At 57.3% G+C, this 26,066-nt stretch carries 27 protein-coding genes and 1 riboswitch; of the genes, 5 read left to right on the forward strand and 22 right to left on the reverse strand.

The window, feature by feature from the left end; genetic code table 11:
• Positions 1-2 precede the first annotated feature (2 nt).
• A complete protein-coding gene (locus BLQ24_RS03515) occupies positions 3-1,001 on the forward strand; it encodes an acyl-CoA dehydratase activase (protein WP_090162724.1) in 999 nt (332 codons plus the stop codon).
• 150 nt (positions 1,002-1,151) lie between these two features.
• Here the strand turns inward: BLQ24_RS03515 and metK are convergent, their stop codons facing one another.
• Complete coding sequence (gene metK, locus BLQ24_RS03520) at positions 1,152-2,333, reverse strand: methionine adenosyltransferase (protein ID WP_090162726.1); 1,182 nt, start codon at positions 2,331-2,333, stop codon at positions 1,152-1,154.
• A 130-nt stretch (positions 2,334-2,463) separates the two neighbouring features.
• A riboswitch (SAM riboswitch) is annotated at positions 2,464-2,590 on the reverse strand.
• A gap of 171 nt (positions 2,591-2,761) precedes the next feature.
• Here metK and BLQ24_RS03525 point away from each other — a divergent pair.
• Positions 2,762-4,105, forward strand: a complete 1,344-nt coding sequence (locus BLQ24_RS03525; protein WP_090162728.1) for a hypothetical protein — start codon at positions 2,762-2,764, stop codon at positions 4,103-4,105.
• 44 nt (positions 4,106-4,149) lie between these two features.
• The gene (locus tag BLQ24_RS03530) at positions 4,150-5,448 is read left to right on the forward strand and encodes an alanyl-tRNA editing protein (protein ID WP_090162730.1); all 1,299 of its coding nucleotides are present in this window, start codon (positions 4,150-4,152) and stop codon (positions 5,446-5,448) included.
• Positions 5,449-5,532: 84 nt separating this feature from the next.
• On the opposite strand, the gene BLQ24_RS03535 is transcribed toward BLQ24_RS03530, so the two are convergent.
• The 21 genes from BLQ24_RS03535 to BLQ24_RS03635 all read right to left on the reverse strand — a co-directional run bounded on the left by BLQ24_RS03535 (position 5,533) and on the right by BLQ24_RS03635 (position 23,596).
• Positions 5,533-6,237 carry a pseudouridine synthase gene (locus BLQ24_RS03535; RefSeq protein ID WP_090162732.1) on the reverse strand — a complete coding sequence of 235 codons (705 nt, stop codon included), beginning with the start codon at positions 6,235-6,237 and terminating at the stop codon, positions 5,533-5,535.
• A gap of 6 nt (positions 6,238-6,243) precedes the next feature.
• Positions 6,244-7,656 carry a thioether cross-link-forming SCIFF peptide maturase gene (gene scfB / locus BLQ24_RS03540; protein ID WP_090162734.1) on the reverse strand — a complete coding sequence of 471 codons (1,413 nt, stop codon included), beginning with the start codon at positions 7,654-7,656 and terminating at the stop codon, positions 6,244-6,246.
• Positions 7,656-7,799: a six-cysteine ranthipeptide SCIFF gene (scfA, locus tag BLQ24_RS03545; RefSeq protein WP_090162843.1), complete on the reverse strand. Its 144-nt coding sequence runs from the start codon at positions 7,797-7,799 to the stop codon at positions 7,656-7,658. The genes scfB and scfA overlap by 1 nt, the downstream gene beginning before the upstream one ends.
• Positions 7,800-7,865: 66 nt before the next feature.
• On the reverse strand, positions 7,866-8,399 hold the full coding sequence (locus BLQ24_RS03550) for a shikimate kinase (protein ID WP_242869575.1): 534 nt from the start codon (positions 8,397-8,399) through the stop codon (positions 7,866-7,868).
• Between the two features lie 3 nt (positions 8,400-8,402).
• Positions 8,403-8,990, reverse strand: coding sequence for an SMC-Scp complex subunit ScpB (gene scpB, locus BLQ24_RS03555; protein WP_090162736.1), 588 nt, complete (start codon positions 8,988-8,990; stop codon positions 8,403-8,405).
• The gene (locus BLQ24_RS03560; RefSeq protein WP_090162738.1) at positions 8,991-9,806 is read right to left on the reverse strand and encodes a segregation and condensation protein A; all 816 of its coding nucleotides are present in this window, start codon (positions 9,804-9,806) and stop codon (positions 8,991-8,993) included.
• Entirely contained in the window at positions 9,796-10,962 is a 1,167-nt protein-coding gene (gene mtnA / locus BLQ24_RS03565) for an S-methyl-5-thioribose-1-phosphate isomerase (protein WP_090162740.1), read from the reverse strand. Before mtnA ends, BLQ24_RS03560 begins: the two co-directional genes overlap by 11 nt.
• 171 nt (positions 10,963-11,133) lie before the next feature.
• Positions 11,134-11,742, reverse strand: a complete 609-nt coding sequence (locus BLQ24_RS03570; RefSeq protein WP_163427022.1) for a transglycosylase SLT domain-containing protein — start codon at positions 11,740-11,742, stop codon at positions 11,134-11,136.
• A gap of 261 nt (positions 11,743-12,003) precedes the next feature.
• Positions 12,004-13,134 carry a glycosyltransferase family 4 protein gene (locus tag BLQ24_RS03575; RefSeq protein WP_090162745.1) on the reverse strand — a complete coding sequence of 377 codons (1,131 nt, stop codon included), beginning with the start codon at positions 13,132-13,134 and terminating at the stop codon, positions 12,004-12,006.
• Positions 13,131-13,601: a deoxycytidylate deaminase gene (locus BLQ24_RS03580; protein ID WP_090162748.1), complete on the reverse strand. Its 471-nt coding sequence runs from the start codon at positions 13,599-13,601 to the stop codon at positions 13,131-13,133. Before BLQ24_RS03580 ends, BLQ24_RS03575 begins: the two co-directional genes overlap by 4 nt.
• A gap of 3 nt (positions 13,602-13,604) precedes the next feature.
• Positions 13,605-14,381, reverse strand: a complete 777-nt coding sequence (gene truA / locus BLQ24_RS03585) for a tRNA pseudouridine(38-40) synthase TruA (RefSeq protein WP_090162750.1) — start codon at positions 14,379-14,381, stop codon at positions 13,605-13,607.
• A 47-nt stretch (positions 14,382-14,428) separates the two neighbouring features.
• Positions 14,429-14,728, reverse strand: a complete 300-nt coding sequence (yhbY, locus tag BLQ24_RS03590) for a ribosome assembly RNA-binding protein YhbY (RefSeq protein WP_090162752.1) — start codon at positions 14,726-14,728, stop codon at positions 14,429-14,431.
• A gap of 125 nt (positions 14,729-14,853) precedes the next feature.
• Positions 14,854-15,573: a prepilin peptidase gene (locus BLQ24_RS03595; protein WP_163427023.1), complete on the reverse strand. Its 720-nt coding sequence runs from the start codon at positions 15,571-15,573 to the stop codon at positions 14,854-14,856.
• Positions 15,574-15,825: 252 nt separating this feature from the next.
• A complete protein-coding gene (locus BLQ24_RS03600) occupies positions 15,826-17,478 on the reverse strand; it encodes a glutamine--tRNA ligase/YqeY domain fusion protein (protein WP_090162846.1) in 1,653 nt (550 codons plus the stop codon).
• 167 nt (positions 17,479-17,645) lie between these two features.
• Complete coding sequence (locus BLQ24_RS03605) at positions 17,646-18,905, reverse strand: CCA tRNA nucleotidyltransferase (protein ID WP_176755856.1); 1,260 nt, start codon at positions 18,903-18,905, stop codon at positions 17,646-17,648.
• Between the two features lie 124 nt (positions 18,906-19,029).
• Positions 19,030-19,542, reverse strand: coding sequence for a ferritin (locus BLQ24_RS03610; protein WP_090162759.1), 513 nt, complete (start codon positions 19,540-19,542; stop codon positions 19,030-19,032).
• 133 nt (positions 19,543-19,675) lie between these two features.
• Positions 19,676-20,620: a DUF2156 domain-containing protein gene (locus BLQ24_RS03615; RefSeq protein ID WP_090162761.1), complete on the reverse strand. Its 945-nt coding sequence runs from the start codon at positions 20,618-20,620 to the stop codon at positions 19,676-19,678.
• Positions 20,621-20,687: 67 nt separating this feature from the next.
• A complete protein-coding gene (surE, locus tag BLQ24_RS03620) occupies positions 20,688-21,464 on the reverse strand; it encodes a 5'/3'-nucleotidase SurE (protein WP_090162763.1) in 777 nt (258 codons plus the stop codon).
• Position 21,465: 1 nt separating this feature from the next.
• The gene (locus tag BLQ24_RS03625; RefSeq protein WP_090162765.1) at positions 21,466-22,191 is read right to left on the reverse strand and encodes an NAD-dependent protein deacylase; all 726 of its coding nucleotides are present in this window, start codon (positions 22,189-22,191) and stop codon (positions 21,466-21,468) included.
• 28 nt (positions 22,192-22,219) lie between these two features.
• A complete protein-coding gene (locus BLQ24_RS03630; RefSeq protein ID WP_090162767.1) occupies positions 22,220-22,831 on the reverse strand; it encodes a hypothetical protein in 612 nt (203 codons plus the stop codon).
• Positions 22,832-23,023: 192 nt separating this feature from the next.
• A complete protein-coding gene (locus BLQ24_RS03635) occupies positions 23,024-23,596 on the reverse strand; it encodes an ECF transporter S component (protein WP_090162770.1) in 573 nt (190 codons plus the stop codon).
• Between the two features lie 129 nt (positions 23,597-23,725).
• On the opposite strand from BLQ24_RS03635, the gene pdxR reads away from it, so the two are divergent.
• Positions 23,726-25,156 carry a MocR-like pyridoxine biosynthesis transcription factor PdxR gene (gene pdxR, locus BLQ24_RS03640; RefSeq protein ID WP_090162772.1) on the forward strand — a complete coding sequence of 477 codons (1,431 nt, stop codon included), beginning with the start codon at positions 23,726-23,728 and terminating at the stop codon, positions 25,154-25,156.
• Positions 25,153-26,058, forward strand: a complete 906-nt coding sequence (locus tag BLQ24_RS03645; protein ID WP_090162774.1) for a DMT family transporter — start codon at positions 25,153-25,155, stop codon at positions 26,056-26,058. Before pdxR ends, BLQ24_RS03645 begins: the two co-directional genes overlap by 4 nt.
• The last annotated feature ends 8 nt before the right edge of the window (positions 26,059-26,066 follow it).

Genomic DNA, 26,066 nt, shown 5'->3' on the forward strand with positions numbered 1-26,066 from the left:
CTATGACACCTGAAAATCAGAAAGAATATGTCTATCTGGGCGTCGATGTCGGGTCCATCTCCACGAAGGGCGTCATTATAGACAAAAATAACAACATTCTCTCCAGCAGCTACATCTGGACGGAGGGGAATCCCATCGGTGCCGTCAAGAAGCTGGTGAAACTGCTGGAAGAGCCCTTCGACCGGGACCGGTACCAGATCGTGGCCACCGGCACCACCGGTTCTGCCCGGAAACTGGTGGGAACCATCCTGGGAGCCGCGGTGGTAAAGAACGAAATCACCGCCCACGCTGTGGGAACCACCACCTTCCACCCGGACGTCCGGACCATTCTGGAAATCGGCGGACAGGACTCGAAAATCATCCTCATCGAAAACGGCATCGCCATCGACTATGCCATGAACACCCTGTGTGCGGCAGGAACCGGGGCATTCCTTTCCTCCCAGTCCCGCCGTCTCGGTATTCCGGTGGAGGAAATGGGGGAGATCGCCCTTCAGTCCCAGCACCCGACACAGATCGCCGCCCGCTGCACCGTATTCGCAGAATCCGACCTGGTACACAAGATCCAGGTCGGCCACACGAAGGAGGATATTGTGGCCGGGCTCTGTCAGGCTGTTGCGGGCAACTACCTGAATAACGTGGGAAAGGGAAAGCGAATTCAGTCCCCGGTGGTCTTCCAGGGCGGTGTCTCGAAAAACATCGGCGTCGTCAAGGCCTTCGAACGCCAGCTGGGCTGTCCGATCATCGTGGACGAGAACGGCCATCTGATGGGCGCCATCGGCGCCGCCATCCTGGCCCGCCGCAATGTGAAACGTGCAGTCTTCGACTTTTCTGTCGAAGATATGGAATTCGTCACCAGGGAAGTGACCTGCGGCCGGTGTCCGAACAACTGCGAAATCATCTGTGTCTACCGTGACGGCCGGCTGATCGACGGCTGGGGCAACCGCTGCGAGCGGGGCGAGCTTTCGATCAAAGCTTCCGAGCGGCTGGACGATGCCCGCTGATTCCCGGTCATCCTGCGTATTCGGGCCGGCATCCCGCAGACCCGAATACATATGCTGACCCGCCGGATGCCGGCGGCGGGTCCACATGAAAACGGGGCGCTGCCCGAACGATTACGTTTTTCGTTCGGACAGCGCCCCGTTATTGGTTCATTATTTCAGTTCTGCCTTCAGCTCTTCCACCTTATCTGTGTGTTCCCACGGCACATCGATGTCAGTTCTGCCGAAGTGGCCGTATGCAGCCACCTGACGGTAGATCGGACGGCGCAGCTTCAGGTTGTCGATGATGGCAGCCGGCCGCATGTCGAAGTGACGGTTCACCACTTCTGCCAGTTCTTCATCGCTGAGCTTGCCGGTGCCGAAGGAATCCACCATGATGGAAACCGGTTTCGCCACGCCGATGGCGTAGGCCAGCTGAATCTCCACCTTGTCTGCCAGACCGGCAGCGACCAGGTTCTTCGCCGCATAACGGGCCGCATAGCAGGCGGAACGGTCCACCTTCGTAGGGTCCTTTCCGGAGAATGCGCCGCCGCCGTGATGGGCGTAGCCGCCGTAGGTATCCACGATGATCTTCCGTCCGGTCAGTCCGGAATCTCCCTGCGGTCCGCCGATGACGAAACGGCCGGTCGGGTTCACCAGATATTTCGTCTCATCGTCCAGCAGCTCCGCCGGGATGATCGGCCGGATGACCTTCTCGATGATGTCCTTCCGGATCTGTTCCTGGGTCACTTCCGGCGCATGCTGGGTGGAAATCAGAACGGTGTCGATCCGCTTCACCTTGTCATCATCATACTCTACGGTGACCTGGGTCTTTCCATCCGGACGGAGATAATCCAGAACGCCTTCCTTACGGACCTTTGTCAGCTGAAGCGCCAGCTTATGGGCAAGGGAAATCGGCATCGGCATGAGCTCCGGCGTCTCGTTGCAGGCGAAGCCGAACATGATGCCCTGGTCTCCCGCACCGATCGCATCGTACGGATCCTTCACTTCGCTTTCCTTGTGTTCCTTCGCATCGTCCACACCCATGGCGATGTCGCCGGACTGCTCATCGATGGCGGAGACAACGGCGCAGGTGGATCCGTCGAATCCGTATTTCGCCCGGTCATAGCCGATGTCCAGGATCACATTCCGGGCAATCTTCGGGATGTCCACATAGGCGCTGGTGGTGATTTCACCCATGACGAAAACGTGGCCGGTGGTGACGGTTGTCTCACAGGCAACTCTGCCGTCCGGATCCTCTGCCAGGATCGCATCCAGAACCGCATCGGAGATCTGGTCGCAGATCTTGTCAGGATGTCCTTCTGTTACGGACTCTGATGTAAATAATTTCTTCATCTTCATTCCTCCATGGACCCGGGGCCGCAGGTCGTCAGCACCACACCGCGGATCCGTTACGTAATTCTGTTATGAAAAAAGAAAAAACCTTTTCTTATCGATCTAAGAAAAGGAATGTCTGACGCATCATTCCTTATCTTTCAGGCACATGGCTCTCTGTCATGTCCTGTAGGATTTGGCACCTTGCACCCACCTTCCGGTGGATACAGGTTGTCGGGCATCAACGGGCCTATTCCCTCAGCCGCTCTCGATAAGGTCTTTATTCGTTAGTATCGTACACGAATTCCCGCAGCGGAACACTATACAATTCCGCTTCCTTGTATGAATCCGCCGCCCCCTTGCCCGGAAACCGGTAAGATAGTATACTTGCAGGATAACAGAGCGTCCTGCGGGGTATGCCGGCGGACGAACGAATGTGAGGTATTTTTTTGACAGAATTCAAATTCAGAGTACTCCCGGGCGGACTGCAGGATGCCTCCCCCGGGCAGGACGAAAAGCAATATGAGAAGAAGCTGGAATACCCGGTGCGCCGGGATGCCCTCCGGTTCTGCCGGGGCTGGGTCACGGACACCCGGCTCATGGGCGTGGTCTGCATGGGCCTGGAATGGGAGAACACGGAGCCCGGCTGGGAAAGAATGCATCAGTACTTCTATTTCGATGCCATCGAATTCGGGTTCGACCGGTTCGAATACCTGCTGGACGGCACCGAGCCCGCACGAACCCGTACGGAGAACTCCTTCATCGGCGGACTGGGAGCGGAGAAGATCGCCGTCACAGAGAATCAGGCGGTGCATCTGTTTCATGAAGCCGTGCGGATCAGCCGCCGCCATCAGGTGATGCTGCCGGAGGGACGGGAAGGTTACGATTTCCTGCTCCGGTCGGCGGACGAGCTGTCCGAGAAGGACCGGCTGCTGCTGTTCCGCATGACCTGCGTCCGCCACATGATGAGAAACCGGGCGGAGCTGGCCAATTACTATATCATGCGGGCCTGCGAGCACGACGAAGAGGGCCTGCGGTATCTTTCCGGTGCGGAGGAAAACAGTGCATTATTCCCCGGGCTGCCGCTGCAGTCATTCTATCAGAACGAAGTGGAAACCGATCCCTACGGGGAAACCGCCCTCTGCCGGGCACTGACCGGGTACGATGACAACGGAATCTACCGCTACCGTCTGCATGTGATCCGCCTCACCTTCGGCCGGGAACCCGCCGCCGGGGGCATGTCCGCGGACATCCGCAGGGCCTTCCGGGAACTCCTGCCCGACGCCTCGGACGATGTGACCCGGGCCATGGCAGGGCCGGATATGGTGGTGACCGGGGCAGAAGTGGTCTCCTCCATGGAGATTTCCGATCAGGAAGCTTACCTGAATCTCAGCCACAAGGAATATGTCACGGTATATCGGTACAACGGAATTCCCAATGCGTTCGGCATCGACTCCACCGAGCTGACGAAACGGGCCATGTACATCGATGAGGAGGACGGCTACTCTCTGATGATCTACCATCAGGACAACAATCATGTGGCGAAGAAGTCCTATCACCTCTACGATGATCTGATGGGGATCTACCACATCACAGGAAGCGGACAGCTGATCCTCTCCGCCAGTACATACAGGGACAGCGTCACCATGGAGCTGAACCTGGTCGCCTCCCCGGTGAACAGCCAGCTCACCATGGAGAAGGCCTATGTTTTCAATGAACCGGTGATGAATATGTTTCTGGAAAGCGGCGAATCGGATTTCAACGCATTTCTGGAGCAGATTATACAGAAATAACAGCGGCCGGAGCATCGGCCCCGGCCCGGAAAGAAGGATCTGAAATGACAGCAGAACGATTATACCAGCTTGATGTAACCCTCCGGCGCACCCGGGCAGAGGTCACCGGGGTCAGCCCCCGGCCGGATTGCAGCGGAGATTTCCAGGTGACCTTCGACCGCACCGTGTTTTTTTCGGAGGAAGGCGGGCAGCACTGCGACACAGGCCGGGTTATCCACATAAATGATCCCCGGAACCGGGGAAAAAATTCCCCGGAATCCTACCCGGTTGTACATGTAAACGATGTGGATAACGAACTTGTCCACATCATACATGTCGATAACCCCGAAAAAATGTTATTAACTCCGGGGGACACGGTGGAAATGGAGATCGACTGGGACAACCGTTTCGACAATATGCAGCGGCACGCCGGGGAGCACATCCTTTCCGGCGCAGTCTATCGGCTGTTCGGCGGCGCCAACCGGGGCTTCCACATGGGAGAGGACGCCATCACCATCGACATTGATTTCCGGTGTGAAGACAGCGTGCGCAATCCGGACGGCAGCCCCCGGTATGAACGTCTGACCTGGGAAATGGCCATGGCGGCGGAGCAGGAGGCCAACCGGGTCATCATGAGCGACGCCCCGATCCGGACAGACTATTTCTCCACCCGGGAAGAGGCAGAGAAAATGCCGCTGCGAAAGAAACTGAAAATCGACCGGGACATTTCCGTGGTCACCATCGGCGACCCGGATAACCCGGCGGACTGCTGTGCCTGCTGCGGCACCCACCCTTCCTCCGCCGGGCAGATCGGCATTCTGAAGATCTACCGGATCGAACCGAACAAGGGCATGTCCCGCATCTTTTTCGAGTGCGGCGGCCGGGCGCTCCGGCACTACCGGGATCAGTTCAACACCCTGTATGACATCGGCACCGCCCTGAGTTCCGGCATCGGAGAACTTCCGGCGAAATTCGCCGCCTACGAAGAAAAGAACCGGGAAACCCTGGAAACCCTGCACCGGCTGAAGCGGCGTCTCACCGAGGCCGAAACGGAAGAACTGCGCCGGGTGATGAAGCCCCGGCTGGTTCGTCACTATACAGATCTGAGCGTGGACGACCTGTTTCAGATCGCGAAACGGATCAGTCCGGACTGCCCGGACCGGATTGCGCTGGTGGCGGACCCGGCCTGTACGGTGGTGCTGGTGTCCGACGGCCGGCCGGGAACGGAGTGCGGCGCCTGTGTGAAGGATCTATCTTCAGGCTTCGGGGCACGGGGCGGAGGCAAAAAAGAATCGGCCCGGGCGATCTTCCCGGACCGGGCGTCTCTGGACCGTTTCCTGAACGCCTTCACATCGGAAGAATAGAAAAAAGGCGGGCCGCCCCCGGCGGGAAAGGGAGAATTTCATACTCCCTTCCCCGCCGGCAGCGGCCCGCTTCTTCTATGGGCGCTAACGTCCCATCAGATAATTCACTTCCGACGGATTCAGTTTCCGGTACTGGCCCGCTTTCAGGTGACCCAGCGTCACATTGCCGTAGGAAATCCGGGTCAGCTCCTGCACCGGATGCCCTACCGCTGCGAACATCCGGCGAATCTGCCGGTTCTTCCCCTCGTGGAGGGTGACCCGAAGCTGGGTGGAATGTTTCGTCCACATGATCACCTCTACATCGGCAGGTCTGGTCACATAACCGCCGATGTCCACGCCCCGGCGAAGGCGTTCCACCTTCCCCTTCGTAATGTTGCCCGCAATCCGGACGATGTAGGTCTTTCCCACATGGTTCTTCGGATGGGTCAGATGATAGGCGAAGTCCCCGTCATTGGTCATGAAAAGAAGTCCGGAGGTGTTGTAATCCAGCCGTCCCACCGGGAAGACCCGCTGCTCCACGTCCTGCATCAGATCCACCACCGTGTACCGGCCCTCCTCATCATTCACCGAAGTGATGACGCCGATGGGCTTGTTCAGCAGGTAGTAAACCTTCTTCTCCTCCGACCGGATTTTCCGGCCCCCCACGGACACGGTATCCCCCGGCCTGACGTCATACCCCGGCTCCGTCATCTTCTTTCCGTTCACCGTCACCCGGCCCCGGCGGATGAGTTCATCCGCCTTCCGGCGGGAGGTGATGCCGGCGCCGGCGATATATTTATTGATCCTCATGGTTTTCTACTCCTGTGCGTCTACGGGATCCATCCGTTCCGCAACCTGCATCATGATGGCACATTCCATCCGCTTCCGGAAGATATCGCAGCCGTACTCATATACACCGCGGATATCGCCGGTGCCGTGGAACGCATTGGCGGCGCATCCGCCGGAGCAGTACAGCCGGGCCCAGCAGTCTCTGCACTCTTCCCGGGCATAGACGTTGCACATCTTGAAATCCTGACGGATATCTTCTCTCTGAATGCCGTTCCAGATGTCCCCCATCTTGAACTGCTCTTCACCCACAAACTGATGGCACGGAAACAGATCCCCCCACGGGGTGACGGCGAAGTACTCCGTGCCGGAGCCGCAGCCGGAAATCCGCTTGTAAATACACGGGCCTCCGGTCAGATCCAGCATGTAGTGATAGAAGGTAATCGGATGTCCTTCCTTCTCTTTCTGCAGCATGTATTTCGCCAGAATCTCATACTGCTCGTAGATCTTCGGCAGATCCTCCTCTGTCAGTGCATATGGTTCCGACGGATCGCAGACCACCGGTTCCATGGACAACCGGTCGAACCCCAGATCCACCATGTGGAACAGGTCTTTCGTGAAATCCACATTGTCATGGGTGAACGTGCCCCGCATGTAATATTCCTTGTCCCCCCGGCGCTTCACGAATTCCTGGAACTTCGGAACAATCACATCGTAGCTGCCCCGGCCGTCCACGAACTTCCGGAGACGGTCATGGGTTTCCTTCCTTCCGTCCAGACTGAGCACCACGTTGTGCATTTCCCGGTTTGCGAATTCCATAACTTCGTCATTCAGGCCCACACCGTTCGTGGTGAGGGTGAACCGGAAATTCTTCCCGTGTTCTTTCTCAATGGACCGGGCATAGGCCACGGTACCCTTCACCACGTCCCAGTTCAGCAGCGGTTCCCCGCCGAAGAAGTCCACTTCCAGATTCACATGGTTTCCGGAGTTTTCGACCAGGAAGTCGATGGCCCGCTTCGCAGTTTCCATACTCATGATGGCCCGCTCCCCGTGGAACTTTCCCTGGCTTGCGAAGCAGTAGGAACAGTTCAGGTTGCAGGTATGGGCCACATGGAGGCACAGCGCCTTCACTTCGGTGTGCCGTTCCTTCAGAACCCCTGCACTCGGTTCGAAGATATCCTCTGCGAACAGTTTCTCTTCCTTCGTCAGTTCATCGATATCTGCGAAGGTATCGTCAATATCCTCCGGCGTCACATCGTCCCGGTCAGCGTATTTCGCCAGAATCTCACGCTGGATGCGGTCCCGGTCCGGTTCCAGTCCCCGGTCCTTCGCTTCACAAAAAAACGAGATGATGTCATAAGCGACATCATCCACGCAATGTACAGAACCGCTGTTCACGTCCAGAACAATGTTATAGCCGTTCAGCTTGTACTGATGAACCATTACAGGCTCTTCTCACACTTCTGGTTGGCAACGCCGCAGGAAGTCTTGCAGGCGGACTGGCAGGAAGTCTGGCACTCTCCGCAGCCGCCGTCAGCGATGCTCGCCTTCAGGTTTCTCGTCTCGATGGTCTTGATTCTCTTCATATTCATCACGCCTTTCTCTGCATCTATGTGTTGGCGAAGGCCCTGCTCCGCCACGTTACACCCGTTTTATTTTACTCCGCCGCCCGGGGATTTGTCAAGGCTCGGAGCCAGCAGGCAGCTCACTTCCTCCACCACCTCTTCCACTGTACGGTCATCACTGTCCACGGTCAGATCCGCATGTTTTTCGTAATACGGAATGCGGTAGCGGTAGAGATCCGCAATGGTCTGACCCGGCTCCAGGGTCACGCCCCGGGAATCCAGATTCGTCAGCCGCTGCTCACAGGTCTCCTCGGAAATACGGATATATACAATTTTTCCCTGCCGGCGCATCCGTTCGATGGCCTCTTCTGCGAAGATGGCGCTGCCGCCGGTGGCCACCACACACCCGGTTTCCCCGAAGGTTTCACACACGGATTTTTCCACAGAGAGGAAGTAGTGGTTCCCCTTCGTATCGATGATCTCCTGCAGCAGCATTCCTTCCCGGGCCTCGATCAGCCGGTCCAAATCCACGAACCGGAGTCCCAGAACCCGGGCCAGTTCCCGGCCCACGGTGCTTTTCCCGCTGGAAGGCATCCCCACCAGTATGACATTATCGATCATTTCTCACTCCTCCATCTTCATGCGGATCTGCCGGGGGTTCGTCCCCTCTTCATCTTCCTCAATCCCGATGACGTCTCCGATATCGTTGATCTCCGGCAGTTCCTTTAGGGTGGCGAAGCCGAACTGCTGCAGAAATGTGTCTGTGGTTCCGTAGAGAATCGGGCGCCCCACCCCGGTGGACCGTCCGCATTCCCGGATCAGGTCCTTCTGCCGGAGCCCTTCCACCACCCGGTCGCAGCGGATGCCCCGGATCGCTTCAATTTCACCCTTTGTCACCGGCTGGCGGTAGGCGATGATCGCCAGCACCTCCAGGGCAGCCTGGGACAGCCGCTTCACCTTCACCGGGGTGCAGAGCCGCCGGACGAAGCTTCCGTTCGCCGGGTCCGTGGCCATCTGAAAGGATCGTCCCATGCGGCGGATCCGGATGCCCCGGCCGGCTTCGTCGTATTCCCCGGCCAGCTCCAGCAGAAGATCGGTGCACTCCTGTTCACTGATATTTAGCGCATTCGCCGCATCCTTCGCCGCCAGCGGCCGGCCCCAGACGAAAAGCATGGTCTCCAGGGCGGCTTTCATTCTTTCCTTGGTGAACAATTACTCCTCCGTTTCCTCCCCGCCTTCTTCCCCGAAGGTTTCTGCCCGGGGAACGAAATGCTCCAGGCTCCGGCCGCCGTTCATGACGAAGATCTCTCCGTACAGCGACTTCTGCTCCACATCCAGGTAATGATCCCGGGTCATCTGCAGAACAGACAAAAAACTGACGATCACATCCCGGCGGCTCCCCCCATCCGGCACCAGTTCTGCGAAATTCCGCCGGGTAACGGCCCGCCCGGTGTTGGCCGGCAGGAAAAGCTCCCGGATGTAACGCATCCGGTTTTCCTGGGTTTCCCGGTCCCGGCGCAGCACGGAGTAGTGCCGCCTGACCCGTTCCAGCCGCCGTTTCCGGTGGAGGAACTGGCGGAAGGCCCTTGCAAACTCCTGGATGTCCAGGCGGAGATACTCCTCCGGGTTGTCCCGGAACGCCGAAATATCTTCCTGAGGCTTCGTGAAGACATCTTCCATGACGTTCTCCGCTTCGGCAAGTTTCCCGGCGGCGGCCCGGCACTTCCGGTATTCCACCAGCCGGCGCACCAGATCACTCCGGGGATCTTCTTCCACCACATTCCCGCCGGCGTCCTGCACCCCCGGCAGCATCATTTTCGACTTGATCCGGAGCAGCTCCGCCGCCAGCACCATGAACTCCGAAGCGACGTTCACATTCAGTTCCCGCATGGTCTGAATGTATTCCAGATACTGGCCGGTGATTTCGGAAATCCGGATGTCGTAGATGCTCATCCGGGCATTTTCGATCAGGTACACCAGCAGATCGAAGGGCCCCTCGAAAACCGGGAGCCGGACTTTATAGCTCATCTTCCATGATCTTTCTGAGATTTTCCTCGTACGGCGGGCGGACAATTCCCTTCTCCGTCACCACGGCAGTGATGTACCGGGACGGCGTCACATCGAAGGCGGGGTTATATTTCTTCACGCCCGCCGGCGCCATGGGCCGCTGGTACCACATGCTGCCGATTTCCTCTCCGTCCCGCTGTTCAATGACGATATCCTCTCCGGTTTTCGTCTCCAGATCAATGGTGGAAGTCGGCACAAACATATAGAACGGAATCCCGTATTCCTTCGCCAGCACCGCCACGCCGGAAGTGCCGATCTTGTTCGCCCCGTCCCCGTTGGCGGCCATTCGGTCACAGCCCACCACCACGGCATCGATCCAGCCGTTTTTCATCACCTGATTTGCCATATTGTCGCAGATCAGGGTCACGTCCACCCCGGCCTTCATCAGTTCCCAGGAAGTGAGCCGGGCGCCCTGCAGGAGCGGCCGGGTTTCGTCAGCGAACACACGGAAATCATACCCTCTCTCCTGCCCCACATAGATCGGAGAGAGGCAGGTGCCGTATTTCGCCGTGGCCAGGGTCCCCGCATTGCAGTGGGTCAGAATGCCCATGTCCGGCTTCAGAAGGGTGAGGCCGAATTCGCCCATCTTCCGGCAGGCCGCTTCGTCTTCCCGCCGGATCTTCTCTGCCTCGTCGAACAGAACCCGCTTCGCCCCGGAGATGTCAGGACAAAAAGTACCGGCCCCTGCGTTCCTCATGCCTTCCGCCGTCTTTTCTTCCGCCCTCATTCCTTCCGCCACTCCGGCGCTTCCCACGGCGTTTTCCGACGGGTTCTGAAGATACCGGTCCAGGCGGCTGCACAGCCGCTCCAGCGCCCAGCTCAGATTCACTGCCGTGGGCCGGGAACTGTTCAGGTATGCCGCCGTCTCCCGGACGTGCCGGCGGAACGTTTCAGTGTCCCGGGAATCATCCCGCTCCATGGATACCGCCAGACCGTAGCCGGCGCATACACCGATGGCGGGCGCCCCCCGCACCATCAGCTTCCGGATGGCGTCCCAGACACTTTCTTTCGTTTCCAGCCGGACGTAAACCTCTTCATTCGGCAGTTTCGTCTGATCCAGAATGACCAGACCCGTTTCCTCTGTGTAGGAAACCGTACAAATATCGTCAATCCCCATGTATCTGCTCTTCCTTTCCCGAAAGGACGCCCCGGTCCGAAAAATATAATAACCTATTTTAGCATTGAATCCGGAAGGGGGCAATATTTCCGGCATACAAACAAAACCGTACGGGAACGGATCCCATACGGTTTTCATCACGGAAAGCGTCTCTGTCAGATCGCTTTCCTTTCATTTCAGTGTGTCACGCACCGTCTGCTTCACCTCGTAGTGGTGGGTCTTCATGAAACGGTCGATGTTCTTCTTGATTGCAATTCTTCTTCTGGCCGGTTCTTTTCTGTAGTACCCGCTCTTCACAGCGCCGGTGCCGTTCACATACCCGGAGATCGCCTTGAAATAATTGTTGTTGAATGCATTCATATTATATCTGAGATAACCCGCTCCGGTGCGGATGCTGTGCTTCGCATTCAGCAGGGAGCCGGCGCTCACACCGCCGAACATCCGTCCCAGGTGGGCGGTGGTCTGCATCAGTCCGTAGTAACCGCAGGAATTGTAGGCACGCTGATTGAACGTGCTCTCACACTGGGCCATGGCCATCAGATAGCGCTCATTCAGCTTGTTCTTCTTCGCATACTGAATGAAATATCCCGCCATGCTGTCAGCACTCTTCTTGGATACCCGCGGATTCACCTTCCGGATATATGCGGAATAGCCTGCCTGCTTGCTGTTGTTCACAGCGCCATAGGACTTCTGTGCCGCACCTGCAATCAGGATCATGCACACTGCCAGAAGCGCCACCAGCAATACACCCGTCCACTTCTTCATTCTGATATTCCGCATACCGTACCCTCCAATCTGCTTTCCAATTGATGGTCCCATTATATCGGAGGCGCCGGCAGTATTTCAATTTCTTAAGAAATCTTTTCACATTCTCAACACAAAACAGGCGGAAATTTAGCACTCATACACTAAATTTCCGCCTGTTAATTGTTTATTTACCACTGTTGTATACGATCAATCTTAAGACTTCTTAATAATCCGGGCTTTCTTAAGGATTCCTTAGTCCCGTTCCTTAAGAAATCATAACGACCGGATGCCCGGTTATTCTTTGTCTGTCTTCGGATGCTTCGCCGCCTTCTCCTGCCGTTCCTCTTCCGCTTTCACATCCACCGCCTTCATCATCGGCAGCTTGTGATTCGGATCAGTGAGGAACACATAGACATAGAGCACGGCAATGCAGAACAGGGCGAAGGCATCCTTGTAGAGATTCCGGCTGATCAGAATCGCCGTCATTCCCATGATGCCGCTGATGCCGTAGATCATCAGCACCGCCCGCCGCTGTCCGTAACCGGAGCGGATGAGCCGGTGGTGCAGGTGCCCCTTGTCCGCCTCCATGATAGGCCGGTGGTTCACCAGCCGGCGCACAATGGCGAAGAAGGTGTCGAAAATCGGAATACCCAGCACCGCCACAGGCACAATGATCGCCACCAGAGTGGACTGCTTCAGCGGCCCCACCACGGAAAGAGAGGCCAGCATGAATCCCAGGTACAGCGAACCGCCGTCCCCCATGAAAATTTTCGAAGGATAAAAGTTATACGGCAGGAAGCCCACTGCTCCCCCCGCCAGACACACCATGGCCAGACACACCACCGTCATGCCGTAGGTGTCTCCGTGAATATAGGCCACGTAGGCGATGGACACCGCAGCGATGGATGCCACCCCCGCCGCCAGACCGTCCAGACCGTCCACCAGATTGATGGTGTTGGTGATGCCCACGATCCAGAGAACCGTGACCACGAAACAGAGTCCCTCGCCGAACTGCCAGTTGCCGTCCCCAAAAAAGAAGGTGGAAATAAACCGGATCCGGAGACCCATGGCGTACATCAGAATCGCAATCAACGTCTCCAATCCGAACTTCAGCTTCGCATTCAGGTTCTTCAGATCATCCGTGATGCCCAGCAGATAGACCAGGGTTCCCCCCAGCGCGGCTGCCCGGATCCGGGGATCACTGTGGAGCCAGAACAGAATCGGCACCATGGAGCCCACATAGATTGCCAGCCCCCCGAACCGGGGCATGGCGTGATCGTGCATCCGCCGCCCGTCCTTAGGAACATCCATGGCGCCGATTTTCGGAGCCAGACGAATCGCCAGGGGCGTCACCAACGCCGCAATCCCCACTGCCACCGCAAAAGAAAGGATGACCATCATTTTCGTAACTGTGATCTCTGTCATTCTTCTCTCTCCAGTCTGTCCACTTCCAGATCGGCTTCGGACAGGATCTCCTTCGCCAGTGTGTCCGGGTATCCTTCCCGGATCACGATCCGCTCAAGGCCTGCGTTCAGAATCATCTTCGCACAGATGCTGCAGGGATGATGTGTCACATAGATCGTGCCGCCCTCAATGCTCTGACCCAGGGTCGCCGCCTGAATGATCGCATTCTGCTCGGCGTGAAGCGCCCGGCATAGCTCGTGCCGTTCTCCCGACGGCACATGGAGCTTCTCCCGGAGGCATCCCCCCAGCTGTGCACAGTGTTTCAGCCCCTTCGGCGCCCCGTTGTAGCCTGTGGCGATGATGTGCTTATCCTTCACGATCACCGCTCCCACCTGCCGACGGAGGCAGGTGGACCGCTTCGCCGTCAGCTCCGCCATCTGCATGAAATATTCATCCCATGATATTCTGTCATCAACATACTCTGACATGTTTCATGCCTCCTGATAATATACCTCCACGAGATAGAGCCCCTGGGGCGGCGCCGTGTGCCCCGCCCGGGACCGGTCCCGTCCCGCAATAATGTCCGCCATCGCTTCCGGCGGGATCTTCCCCAGCCCCACATCCGTCAGGGTGCCTGCAATGATCCGCACCATATTGTACAGGAATCCGTCGCCCCCTACTTCAATGACGATGTCTCCTTCTCTGCCTTCCTCTACCGACAAAAAATAAACGGTACGTACGGTCGTCCTCCTGGGATAGGAACCCGTCGCCTGAAAGCAGGCAAAGTCGTGGGTTCCGACCACCTGGGCGGCAGCGGATTTCATCTGTTCCACATCCAGCGGCTTCTCCACATGGTAACGGTAGTTCCGGAGAAAAACCGGCATCTCCTTCCGGTTCCGGATGATGTACCGGTATTTCTTTCCCTTCGCATCGAACCGGGGATGAAAATCCGCCGGCACCTCCCGGGCCTGCACAATCCGGAGGTCTCCATTCACCCCCGGAGACGGCGTCCGGCCCCGGAAGATATGGTTCACCGCCAGGGGAATCCGTTCCACGGGAATGCCGAAGTCGCCCCGGAATCCCGCCGATGCGCCCAGTGCGTGGACGCCGGCATCCGTACGGCTGGCCCCCTCCACAGTTACCGGGTATCCGCACACGGTGCTGAGCCCTTCTTCCAGAACCCCCTGCACCGTCCGGACCGACGGCTGCCGCTGCCATCCGGCGAAATTCGTGCCGTCATACTCCACCGTTAACAATACGTTCTTCATCCTGCATACCTGCTTCCCGTCCCGTTCTGCCTTCCGTTCCGTCCTGTCTACCGAGGCAGAACGATCTTCCGTTTCTCCGGATTCCGGGCCTGCCGGTACAGCACGAATTTCTTTCCGATAGCCTGGACGAATTCTGCATTCAGCCGGCCCGCCAGTTCCTCACAGACTTCCTTCGGCCTGCACTCTGCACCGTCCTGGATCTTCACCTTCACCAGTTCCCGGGCGTTCAGCGCCTCATCCACCGCATTCACCACCGAATCCGTGAGCTCGGACTTTCCGATATTCACGATCGGGTCAATGCCGTTGGCCAGGCTCTTCAGATAACTTCTCTGTTTTCCTGTGATCATATATGTTCCTTTCAAATTCATTTCATCCAATGTAATAATTCATTGTACCACGGCGGAGAGGTATGTGCCACCGATATCGGTCCGCACAGTCCGTGCCGCTTCTGCTGCGCCTCCCCCGGATCCCTTCAAATCCTGAGCCAGATCTCCAGCCGCCCCCAGAAAAACACGAAGTAGATCAGAAATGCAGCCGCCGCATAGGGCATCAGCGGCAGGGAATCGGTTCTCTTCACCTTCTTTCTGAGCAGCAGACCGCCGAAGTGAAGACATGCGAACAGTGCCGAGAGAATATAGACAAATACGATGCCGTACAGCCCGGTCACCAGCCCCATGGCGGTGAACGCCTTGATATCACCGCCGCCTGCGCCGAACCTGCCGGTCAGAAGTTTCCCGGCAAGCCCAGTGAGGAAGGTCAGGCCCCCGCCGGCCAGAGCCCCCAGCAGGAAATCCTTCCAGCCGTCGTGATACGGCAGCATGCCCACGGAGGATGCGGCCAGCAGAATCACCAGCTGGTCCGGAACAATGCGGTATTTCAGATCCGCAATTCCCATTTCCACCAGCAGCCATCCGGCAGCGAGGGTCACTGCTGCCGCCCGCCAGTTCCGGTTCACCATCCAGATACCCACGCCGACGAACAGCATGGAGAACAGAAACTTCCACGGCCAGCTCTTCACCCGCTGGGTATAGGGGTCCCGCAGTTCTTCCGACGGTTCCTCTCCGTATTCCGTAAACCAGACCGGCGGCATATGGTTGAAGAAATATACTGCACCGTTTCCCAGGAATATGCCTGCCGCTGCAGCGGCCAGACTGCGCAGAATTACAACAATATAGGGAATATATGCGTCCAATCCGGCCTCCTTTCCGTTCACAGCCCTTCGTTTCCTGCCGCACTTCACGTTTTCTATGTCACTTACTGTAACCACAGATCCCCAGGATGTCAACGAAACGTTTCTGAATCCGGCGGAATCCGGGATGAATCAGACCTTATTCCGGTGTAAAATGCCGGGGAAAGAGGCAGAAACCGTTTCGGCAGAGGCTTACCGGCATCCAAAAAAAAGAGAGAGGCGAAGGCGCTTCCCGCCTCACCTCCCTCTTCCGGGTTACTTCTTCTCCGGCTTCCAGGAGCTCTTCAGACCGACGATGCGGTTGAAGACCTTCTCTGTATCTGTCGTCAGCTTCGTATCCGCAATGTAGTATCCGTGGCGGAAGAACTGGAACCGTTCTCCCGGCTTCGCCTCCCCCAGAGAAGGTTCCGCATAGCAGATCTCCTCGGAGATGGACGCCGGATTCACCGAGAATTCACCGTTCTCGTCCTGCAGCATCAGATTATCATAGTTTCTGACCCGGATCTTCACCGCTGTCTTCGCATCCACGAAATGGATGGTACCCTTCACCTTGCGGCCGTCCGGGGAATCGCCCCCCCTGGTGGCCGGATCAATGGTGCAGCGCAGTTCCCGGATGGAGCCGTCCTCATTCTTCACCACCTCGTTGCAGGTCATGAAGTAGGCCCCCTTCACCCGCACTTCGTTGCCCGGGAACAGACGGAAGTACTTCTTCACCGGCACCTCCATGAAATCCGCACCATCGATGTAGATCTCATTGGAAAACGGGATCTGACGGGTTCCCATTTCCGGCACATTGCGGTTGTTTTCCACTTCCACCATTTCCTGACGGTCCTGCGGGTAGTTCGTGATCACACACTTGATCGGATTCTCGATCACATTCCGGCTCTCCACCTTGTTCTGGAGGTCGCTGCGGACGCAGTGTTCCAGCATACCCTGATCCACCAGACTGTTGGATTTCGCCACGCCGATCTCACTGCAGAAATTCCGGATGGATTCCGGTGTGTAGCCTCTGCGGCGGATGCCGGAAATGGTCGGCATTCTCGGATCGTCCCATCCGTCCACCACGCCGTCTTCCACCAGTTTCCGCAGTTTCCGCTTGGATGTCATGGTATTCGTCACATTCAGACGGGCGAATTCAATCTGCTTCGGCGGGTTCGGCCAGAACCCCACTTCCTGCAGCACCCAGTTGTACAGCGGACGGTGATCTTCGAATTCCAGGGTGCAGATGGAATGGGTGATTCCTTCGATGGCATCCTCGATCGGATGGGCGAAATCATACATCGGGTAGATGCACCAGGCGTCCCCGGTATTGTGGTGGGTAGAATGCTCGATCCGGTAGATGACCGGGTCCCTCATGTTGATGTTCGGGGAGGACATATCTATCTTCGCCCGGAGCACCTTCTCTCCGTTGCCGTACTTCCCGTCCTTCATCTCTTCGAACAGCTGCAGATTTTCTTCCACCGTCCGGCTGCGGAACGGACTCTCCACCCCCGGTTCTGTCAGCGTTCCTCTGGTCTCCCGGATCTGATCTGCACTCTGGTCATCCACGTAGGCCTTCCCCTTACGGATCAGCTCCAGCGCCGCCTCATACATCTGATCGAAGTAATCCGATGCCCAGCAGCGTTTCTCCCACTGGAATCCCAGCCACTTCACGTCTTCCTCGATGGCCTTCACATATTCCGGATCTTCCTTTACCGGATTCGTATCGTCATAACGGAGATTGCACTTACCGCCGTATTTCTGCGCAATGCTGAAGTTCAGGCAGATTGATTTCGCATGACCGATATGCAGATATCCGTTCGGCTCCGGCGGGAACCGGGTGTAAACCTTGCCCCCGTAAGTTCCTTTCGCATTGTCCTCGTCGATAATATTCTCGATGAAATTCGTAGAAGTATTCGTTTCACTCATTCTGCATTTCTCCATTCTGTAATACGTTTCTCTGACGCTCCGGCGCCTCCAGCGGCAGACAATCTGCTACGATAATAGATTGATTATAGCACAAAAAATAACCGGACGGAATACGGCGAAATTGTTTATCGCCCCCGCATTCCGGCAGCATTCTGCCCTCATTTCTGTCACCGGATCCGGCGAAGCAGACGCTCCCGGTCATTCGGCACCCGGCCGCTGATCACATCCTCCAGCAGTCCGTCCAGAATCCGTCCCACTTCCGGTCCCCGGGGCACACCGGTGCGGAGGATGTCGCCGCCGTTCACCGCCAGCTGAGACCGGTTCCAGCAGGCGTCCTTCCGCTCCAGAATCCGTTCCACAGCCCGACACCCGTTCTCCCATTCATCGGCGGAAACCCGGTTGCTCTCTATACGATCGTCTATTTCCGATTGACTTTCCGACAGCAAGCTCCGGAGCCGGATGCCCCGGCACAGATCCTCCGGACCATGATCCCTAAGCAGCCGCATCCTCGCCGCATCATTTTCCAGAACCCCCCGGATCGCCGGATCTTCCGAAAGTTCTGCGGCCTTCTCTGCCGCCCGGATCAATTCGTTATCTGCCTTCAGTTCCTTCAGACCGTTCCTGACCCGGCCGGCCCCGGGACCGAAGAAAATCCCGCAGCGAAGGGGCAGGTCCCGGGGCGCCCGGCGGAGAAGGCCGAGCCGTTCCGGTTCTGCAATTTCCATGCCGAGACAGGAGCACATGCTGCCTCGATACTCCGTCAGAACCGCAGCAGCAGAATCCCCCATCAGAAGTTTAGTCAGTTCTATGAAGATCCGCTCCCGGGACGTTCCCCGGCACAGCGCTGCCATACTGCGGACGGCATCCGCTGTTTCTTCTTCAATCTGGAAACCCAGCACGGCGGCGAAACGAAGGGCCCGGATGATCCGGAGCGCATCCTCCCGGAACCGGTCCTCCGGTTTCCCCACCGCCCGGATCAGCTGCGCCGCCAGATCCGCCCGGCCGCCGAAAGGATCCACCAGCCGGCCCTTTCGGTCCACCGCCATGGCATTGACCGTGAAGTCCCGCCGGGCCAGATCCTCCCGGAGATCCCGGCTGAACCATACCCGGTCCGGATGCCGTCCGTCGCTGTAAATTCCATCAATCCGGTACGTGGTGATTTCCAGGGATTCCCCGTCCATCAGCACCGTACAGGTGCCGTGCTTCATGCCGGTATCGATGGTGCGGTAACCGGCGAAAACCGCCCCGGTTTCCTCCGGCAGCGCCGCTGTACAGATATCCCAGTCATTCGGTGTTCTGCCCAGAATCGAATCCCGCACGCAGCCTCCTACGGCGAAGGCTTCGAACCCGGCGTCCTCCAGCATAGCGAGCGCCTGGCGGACGTATTCCGGCATATTCATTGCGATGTGATCCCGAAAAGGCACCATCCGATCCTCCCTGAAAAAAGATGTGAATAACAGAAAACCCCGGAACCCGGCAGATATTGCCGGGTTCCGGGGTCCGCCCGGTTTCAGCATGACCCGTTGGTCATCCGGCCGGTCCCATGCACTTCTATACCGTCAGCGACGGCGCCGCATACACACGGGCACCCAGTTCCTGATCCAGCAGGTACAGGCCCCGGGAGTCGTTTCCGAACATCTCCATCTTCTGAATGTTCGTTGTGGCGTTGTCCTCTTCCTCCACCTGTTCCTTCACGAACCAGTCCAGGAACTGCATGGTGGCGAAATCCTTCGCTTCGTATGCCGCCGCATAAATATCGTTGATCAGTCCCGTGACATACTGCTCATGGGCCAGACTCGCCTGCAGAACGCCCAGCGCACTCTCCAGCTTGACATCCGGCTTGGCGATCGGCTCCAGTTCCACATGCTCGCCCTTCTTCTGCAGATACTGCAGCAGGAGCATCGCATGGTCACGCTCTTCCTGTGTCTGAACGGTGAACCAGTTTGCGAATCCCTTCAGACCCATTTCCTCATAATAGTTAGCGAAGTCCAGATACAGATACGCAGAGTACAGCTCCTTGTTGATCTGGTCATTCATTAAATCTCTGACCTTCTTATCCATAATGTCTATCCTCCTCTACATGAGTGGGGGCACATCGGATGATCCCTTCCGGCAGTGCCCTCGAACTACTACGTCCCAAGTATACCACTTCAGCAGAAAAATATACAATTCATTTTCAGGAACAGAGATCAGAGCCCTACCGGAATGTTCCGGTATATTTCTCCGCCATGTGATGAGGCTTCAGTGCCTCCTTCGCATGACGGAGATTTTCCAGTCCCATGTCTTCCTCCCGGTTGACATAGACAATCTCTTCCGGCAGGGTGCGGCAGAACTCCCGGCAGATCACCTGATACAGACCCCGGTAGTTGACATCCGCTTTCTCGAAATGCTCCACCGCCGTGTCGCCGCTCAGCCGCTCCCCCATGGCGAAAGCTCTGAGATGGCCGTCCATGAAAACCGCCGCAGAATATACATCCGGATCCTCCAGATGATCTGCAAATTCGGCGATGGCCCGCTTCTCCGCTTCCATACTGTGTCTCTGTTCTTCGGTGCGTTCATGATCCCCCTCCACTGCATCGCTCAGAGCGAACAGCTTCGGCAGCAGATCCTTCGTCACCGGACGGACTTCATATTCGTAGTTCTTCAGAAAAAAATTGAGATGGTTCTTTTTCTTGTGCAGCGCCCGGCCGCTCAGGGTGATGAGTTTCTCCTTCTCGTAGACATATTCGTCATCATCCCGTTCGTGCTCGAAAATCATCTCTTCCGGGAACGCTTCCTCCAGCAGGTGAACCATATGCCCCGGAATGCTGGTGATTTCGAACGGAATCCCGTGGGTATCAAACCGGCGTTTCGCCTCCAGAACCGTGGCCCGGAGGCCGGCCGTATCATAGGTCCCGTTTTTTGTCAGCGGAATCGCAATGATCGCCGTGGGTTCCTCATGATCCTGGTCCAGGCTGGCCATACAGAGATAGTCCCCGATGACCTCCCAGCACAGGTCATAATCCTTCCGCCAGATATAGCTGGACAGGAACGTATAGGTCGCCCCCTGGTAGTCGTATCCCCGGAAGAATGCTTTCAGTGTTGCAATGTCCTCCTCCGTGAGGTGGTCGAAACAGTGTTCGAAGATATCTGTACTATTCATAACAACGCCGGGGTGCGGTGCCGCCGGCAAAAACTCCTTCTCTTCATCGCTCGTCTTCTGTTTGCCTCTATTCCGGATCCCGGTCTCCGGATACCCAGTCCCGGACGATATCGAAACTGCTGTAATCCGTGTAATCGTAGTGGATCGGTGTGACCGATGCCCAGCCGCTTCTGACCGCCGTCACATCCAGACCTTCCGGATCGTCTTCTTTCACCCGGTGGGGGCTTCCGCCCAGCCTGTAACTGCCGTCCGGCTGACGGCGGAAGGTATCGTTGTAATACCGATGGCCCAGCCGGGTCAGCCTGACGCCCTGCAGTTCTTCCCGGGGAATGTCAGGTGTATTGATATTCAGAATGGTGCCCGGAGGCAGCTTCGGCGCCTCCTCCAGTGCCCTAAGCGCCAGCTCGCAGGCCATGTCAAAATGTCGGATGTCATGGCTTCCGTTCATGCTCTCCACAGACACCGCCACCGACGGCAGTCCGAAGAAGGCGCCCTCCATGGCGGCCCCCACGGTGCCGGAATAGTGGGTGTCGCAGCCGATATTGCCGCCCAGATTGATGCCGGCATAGACCATATCGATGGGCATACCCGCTTCTTCTGCCAGCTGCAGTCCCAGTTTCACACAGTCCGCCGGACTTCCGGTGGTCTCAAAGGCTGACGCCGCCCCCGGCATCCGGGCGGGCATCACCGAAACAGATTCCGTGATGCTCAGGGAGTGGCTCTTCCCGCTCCGCTGGCTGTCCGGCGCACAGACGAATACATCCGCCGCTCCGGACAGAGCCTGCACCAGAGCCCGGATCCCCGCCGCCCGGATTCCGTCATCATTCGTTACCAGTATATTCATATTACTCCATGCTCATTACCTTGCCGATGGCGTCGTTGATCACCAGATCGGCCTTCGAATCGTACGGCGTCGCGGACTTGTTGATCAGCACCAGATGCTTCCCGTGGAAGTAGTTGATCAGACCCGCCGCCGGATACACCACCAGAGAGGTTCCGCCTACAATCATGCAGTCGGCCCGTTCGATGGCGTCCACCGCTGCGCCCAGAACCCGCTGGTCCAGCGCCTCTTCATAGAGAACCACATCCGGCTTGATCCGTCCCCCGCAGGTGCAGTACGGCACCCCGTCCTTACAGTGGGATTCATCCATGATGTAATTCACATCGTAGAACTTATGACAGGACTCACAGTAATTCCGCAGCACACTGCCGTGTACCTCATATACCGTTCTGGATCCCGCCTTCTGATGAAGACCGTCAATGTTCTGGGTGATCACCGCCCGGAGTTTTCCCATCTCCTCCAGCTTCGCCAGCGCCCTGTGGGCTGCGTTCGGCCGGGCTTCCGGGTGAATCAGATTCTCCTTATAGTACTGATAGAACGCTTCCGGGTGATTCACATAGAACGTGTGGGACAGCATGGTCTCCGGAGAATGGCCGTATTTCTGTTTCGCATGATACAGCCCGGATTCCGATCGGAAGTCCGGCACACCACTCTCTGTAGAAACCCCGGCGCCGCCGAAAAACACAATGTTGCTGCTCTCGTCAATGATCTTCTTCAGTCGTTCGTCCATGATACACCTCCTGTCCGCCATGAACTACTCATGCAAGATGGTACAGCACCATCCCGCCCTTTTCGTCATATCCGGTATCCCAGAATGTGTGGAAATCCACCCATTCGGAATCTCCGTAGGTGGCCGTGCGGATCCGGGCTTCCTTCTTCCCGTTCCGCTCCCCCTCTTCATATCCGTTCACAATGAACCAGTGCCAGACATAATCCCGCATCGCCGGGTTCCGGTGAAACAACACCAGGGCCGGGATCACGTAACCGCCGTCAATCTGACGTTTCACTGCGTCGAAGGCTGCGGCTTCCGGCGTGCGGCCGGGCAGTTCCGTCATCGTGATCCGGTGTTCCCCCCGGTCCCGGAGATACTTTCCGTATCCGTCGATATAGATGTCCAGCCGGTTGATGCCGCTCCAGCGCGGGGACAGGTACGGTTTCATCACCTTGCTGAATTTCACATAATCTTTCCGCGTCAGGTTGTGCACATCCAGCGGGCTGATCTCCGTTCCCTTGTACCGGTCGAAGCAGATGCTGCTGTCCATGGCCGTAGCCGCTCCGCAGCCTCCCAGCTTCATCATGGGATCCCGGAACCAGTCCTGATCTCCCCCGTATTCCCCGTCAATATAGAAATAGTTCAGTTCTTTCCTCAATGAAAATCTTCCTCTCCGCCGCCATTATGCCGAAGACGGCTGATTCTTCTTCATACCCGTTTCTGCCGGAAATAACCGCACAAGCACAGAAAAACGCCGGGCTTCCCCGCAGGAAATCCCGGCATATCTCGATTCTGCTTTCGTTTCGCTATCTTTTTCGTTCTGCTTTTCTGTCGTTTCGCTTCCCTTCCGTCAGGCATTCTGACGGCCCTTTCCCAGGAAGTACTTCCGAACCGGTGTCTTACAGAGGGCTCCGGCGATGATGACCGCCAGCGCACCGCCCACCACGAACTGTCCGATATTCCATGGAACACCGATCACTGCCGTGGCCCAGTTACCGTAGATGAACCGCTCCGCCACCAGGTAGCCGGCCACCATTTCCATTCCGCCGACGAGCATGCCCAGCAGATCCACCCAGGTGATCCGGTATCCCTCATTGGTCACATGGCGGTCCGCTCCCACCTTTTCGATGAAAATTCCCATCAGGAATGCCATCAGAAACTTGATCACAAATGTCCACGGCATCCAGAAGGCATATCCGCCCAGCAGGTCGCCCAGTGCGGAGCCGATACCGGCTGCCAGAGCACCGTCCCGCTTGCCCAGCAGCATGACGGCCAGGAAAATCATCGCATCCCCCAGATGAACGTATCCCTGGGTCATCGGCACCGGAATCTTGAACAGACTGGTTCCCACCAGGATCAGGCAGGCCATCAGGGCCGCCAGCACCAGTCGCATCACTTTCGTATCGGTCTTCACACGTTCCATAATCAATACGCCTCCTTATGCGTGTTCTTGCCAATCCCTTTGTTGTGTCATATAATAGCATCATAATGTTATCTTTCAAATACTCAATTATTTTCTTTTTCAGATATACAGTTAGGAGATACAGCGGAAATGAAACCGATTTCTATCGAATTCAATGACAGTTCTTCCCGACCTCTGTACTTACAGTTATACGACTATCTGAAGAATGCGCTGATCACCCGGGATCTGGAGCCGGGGGAGAAACTGCCTTCTCTGCGGAACCTCTCCCGCCAGCTGGGCATCAGTATCACCACTGTCCAGTCGGCATATAATCAGCTGATGGTGGAAGGATATATCGAGAATCATCCCCAGTCCGGATACTACGCATCAGACCTGAAAACCGGGCGTGCGCCGGCCCCGGCCCGGGGCGGCGTTCCCGCAGAGGGGGAATATGACCGGATCCTCCGCAGAACAGAGGACACCCTGTATCGTTACGATCTGGAATCCTTCGATTTCGTGAAGTGGAAGAAATGCATGTCCAGTATACTGACCGATCATCCCGCCCGGCTTTTGTCCGAAGGAGACCGCCAGGGAGAACCGGTGCTGCGGGAGGAAATCTCCCGGTACGCCTATCTGTCCCGGGGAGTCGTGTCCACTCCGGACCAGGTGGTGATCAGCGCCGGTACCCAGTCTCTGATGAACCATCTGTCCCGGATCCTGCAGGAGATGGATATCGGGCTGGTGGCCACAGAGAATCCGGGGTACCTTCCGGTGCAGAATATTTTCCGGGACCGGGGATTCACCGTGGCCCGGATTCCGGTGGCGGAAGACGGGATCGTGATTGAGAAGCTGCCGGAGAATATTCCGGCAGCCGTCTATGTGATGCCGTCGAACCAGTTCCCCACGGGAACCGTCATGCCGGTGGGCCGCCGGTACGAACTGCTGGAGTGGGCGAAGACGAACCGCAGCATCATCATCGAAGACGACTATGACAGCGAACTAAGGTATTTCGGCAGACCGGTGCCGGCGCTGCAGGGGCTGAGTCCGGACTCGGACGTGGTTTACCTCGGGTCTTTCTCCTCCACATTGTTTGCAGGCATCCGTCTTTCCTATATGATCCTCCCCGGGGACATGAGCCGGATTTTCCGGGAAAAGATCATGAGGCGCTACGACCAGACCAGTTCGAAGACCGAGCAGCTGACCCTGGCGGAGTTCATGCACCGGGGCTGGTACCGGACGGAAATCCGGAAGATGCGGAAACTCTACGCCCGGAAACTGAGCCTGGTGCTCCGGGCCATTGAAGAGTCCGGCGGAGATTTCGTCCGGGCTGTGAACAAGAATTCCGGCATCAACATCACCCTTCACGTGCGTTCCGGGGTGTCCCCTCGGGAACTCTGCGCCGCTGCCCGGGCGCTCCGGCTCCAGGTCATCCCCCAGACGGATCTCATGGAGCAGGAATCGGCGGACCTGATTTTTTATTATAATCAGATCCCCCTCGGGGAAATCCGGGAAGCGGTGGAGGAAATGATCGCCGGGTGGAGGGAATTAGAAAAGAAATCAGAAAGGAAGAAGAAAGAATGAATCTGTTCTATACGCTGATGCCTCTGCTGTCGGGCATCTTCTGGGGTACCTCCGGCACCTTCGTCCGGACCATGGCCGATGAACACTGGGACAATATGACGATCCTGTACGGCAGGATGCTGACAGCAGTGATCATGCTGCTGATTCTGATTCTGATCGTGGACCGGAAGCTGCTTCGTTTCCGGCTGGAGGATCTCTGGATCTTCCTGCTGGGCGGTGCGGTCTTCACCCTGGGCCTGAACGCCTTCTATCAGGAAACCATTCTCCGTCTGACCCTCTCCCTGGCCGCCGTGCTTCTGGGCATGAGTCCGGTCTTCGTGCTGTTCGCCGCCCGGATTCTCTTCCATGAGCCCATTACAAAAGCAAAGGTGGGCAGTATGTTTCTGGCCATTTTCGGCTGTGTGCTGGTCAGCGGCGTACTGGAAAACGGTTCCGCCGGGAATGTGACGCCGCTGAACATCCTCATCGGCATCGCATCCGCCTTCTGCTACGGCATGCAGGTCATCTCCATGCGCATTGCATCCAACCGGGGGTACCACCCGCTGACCACCACATTCTACAGCCTTCTGTCCGTGGCGATCGTCACCTTCCCGCTGGCGAATCACCGGGCAATCCTGACCTACACTGCCGCTGCGCCGGTGCCCCACTGGGCCTTCCTGTTTCTGCAGGCCCTCTGTGTCTCCGTGCTTCCGTTTCTGCTGTACAACATCGCCCTGTCCCGGGTGGAATCCGGAAAAGCGTCGATTCTGGCCTCGGCCGGGGAGCCTTCTGCCGCCACCGTGTTCGGCATGCTGATTTACCACGAGATTCCTTCCATCCTGTCCCTCCTGGGGCTGGTGGTGGTGATCATTGCGCTGGCTCTCCTGTGCCGGCCGGAACGGAAGGCGGGGGCGGCGGACTGACCGGACGG

The sequence above is a fragment of the Eubacterium pyruvativorans genome (assembly GCF_900102225.1).
GTDB lineage: Bacteria > Bacillota > Clostridia > Peptostreptococcales > Anaerovoracaceae > Aminicella > Aminicella pyruvativorans.

What these genes read in the sequence shown, in the direction of transcription:
- scfB (WP_090162734.1), bottom strand. Translation starts at nt 7,656, where the DNA reads ATGGTTCATCAGTACAAGCTGAACGGCTATAACATTGTTCTGGACGTG.
- BLQ24_RS03535 (WP_090162732.1), bottom strand. Translation starts at nt 6,237, where the DNA reads ATGAGGATCAATAAATATATCGCCGGCGCCGGCATCACCTCCCGCCGG.
- BLQ24_RS03560 (WP_090162738.1), bottom strand. Translation starts at nt 9,806, where the DNA reads ATGAGCTATAAAGTCCGGCTCCCGGTTTTCGAGGGGCCCTTCGATCTG.
- yhbY (WP_090162752.1), bottom strand. Translation starts at nt 14,728, where the DNA reads ATGATCACAGGAAAACAGAGAAGTTATCTGAAGAGCCTGGCCAACGGC.
- BLQ24_RS03625 (WP_090162765.1), bottom strand. Translation starts at nt 22,191, where the DNA reads ATGGACGAACGACTGAAGAAGATCATTGACGAGAGCAGCAACATTGTG.
- metK (WP_090162726.1), bottom strand. Translation starts at nt 2,333, where the DNA reads ATGAAGAAATTATTTACATCAGAGTCCGTAACAGAAGGACATCCTGAC.
- scfA (WP_090162843.1), bottom strand. Translation starts at nt 7,799, where the DNA reads ATGAAGAGAATCAAGACCATCGAGACGAGAAACCTGAAGGCGAGCATC.
- BLQ24_RS03575 (WP_090162745.1), bottom strand. Translation starts at nt 13,134, where the DNA reads ATGACAGAGATCACAGTTACGAAAATGATGGTCATCCTTTCTTTTGCG.
- BLQ24_RS03530 (WP_090162730.1), top strand. Translation starts at nt 4,150, where the DNA reads ATGACAGCAGAACGATTATACCAGCTTGATGTAACCCTCCGGCGCACC.
- BLQ24_RS03550 (WP_242869575.1), bottom strand. Translation starts at nt 8,399, where the DNA reads ATGATCGATAATGTCATACTGGTGGGGATGCCTTCCAGCGGGAAAAGC.
- BLQ24_RS03605 (WP_176755856.1), bottom strand. Translation starts at nt 18,905, where the DNA reads ATGGTGCCTTTTCGGGATCACATCGCAATGAATATGCCGGAATACGTC.
- BLQ24_RS03600 (WP_090162846.1), bottom strand. Translation starts at nt 17,478, where the DNA reads ATGAGTGAAACGAATACTTCTACGAATTTCATCGAGAATATTATCGAC.
- BLQ24_RS03645 (WP_090162774.1), top strand. Translation starts at nt 25,153, where the DNA reads ATGAATCTGTTCTATACGCTGATGCCTCTGCTGTCGGGCATCTTCTGG.
- mtnA (WP_090162740.1), bottom strand. Translation starts at nt 10,962, where the DNA reads ATGGGGATTGACGATATTTGTACGGTTTCCTACACAGAGGAAACGGGT.
- BLQ24_RS03515 (WP_090162724.1), top strand. Translation starts at nt 3, where the DNA reads ATGACACCTGAAAATCAGAAAGAATATGTCTATCTGGGCGTCGATGTC.
- BLQ24_RS03570 (WP_163427022.1), bottom strand. Translation starts at nt 11,742, where the DNA reads ATGCGGAATATCAGAATGAAGAAGTGGACGGGTGTATTGCTGGTGGCG.
- BLQ24_RS03635 (WP_090162770.1), bottom strand. Translation starts at nt 23,596, where the DNA reads ATGGAACGTGTGAAGACCGATACGAAAGTGATGCGACTGGTGCTGGCG.
- BLQ24_RS03580 (WP_090162748.1), bottom strand. Translation starts at nt 13,601, where the DNA reads ATGTCAGAGTATGTTGATGACAGAATATCATGGGATGAATATTTCATG.
- truA (WP_090162750.1), bottom strand. Translation starts at nt 14,381, where the DNA reads ATGAAGAACGTATTGTTAACGGTGGAGTATGACGGCACGAATTTCGCC.
- surE (WP_090162763.1), bottom strand. Translation starts at nt 21,464, where the DNA reads ATGAATATACTGGTAACGAATGATGACGGAATCCGGGCGGCGGGGATC.
- pdxR (WP_090162772.1), top strand. Translation starts at nt 23,726, where the DNA reads ATGAAACCGATTTCTATCGAATTCAATGACAGTTCTTCCCGACCTCTG.
- BLQ24_RS03615 (WP_090162761.1), bottom strand. Translation starts at nt 20,620, where the DNA reads ATGAATAGTACAGATATCTTCGAACACTGTTTCGACCACCTCACGGAG.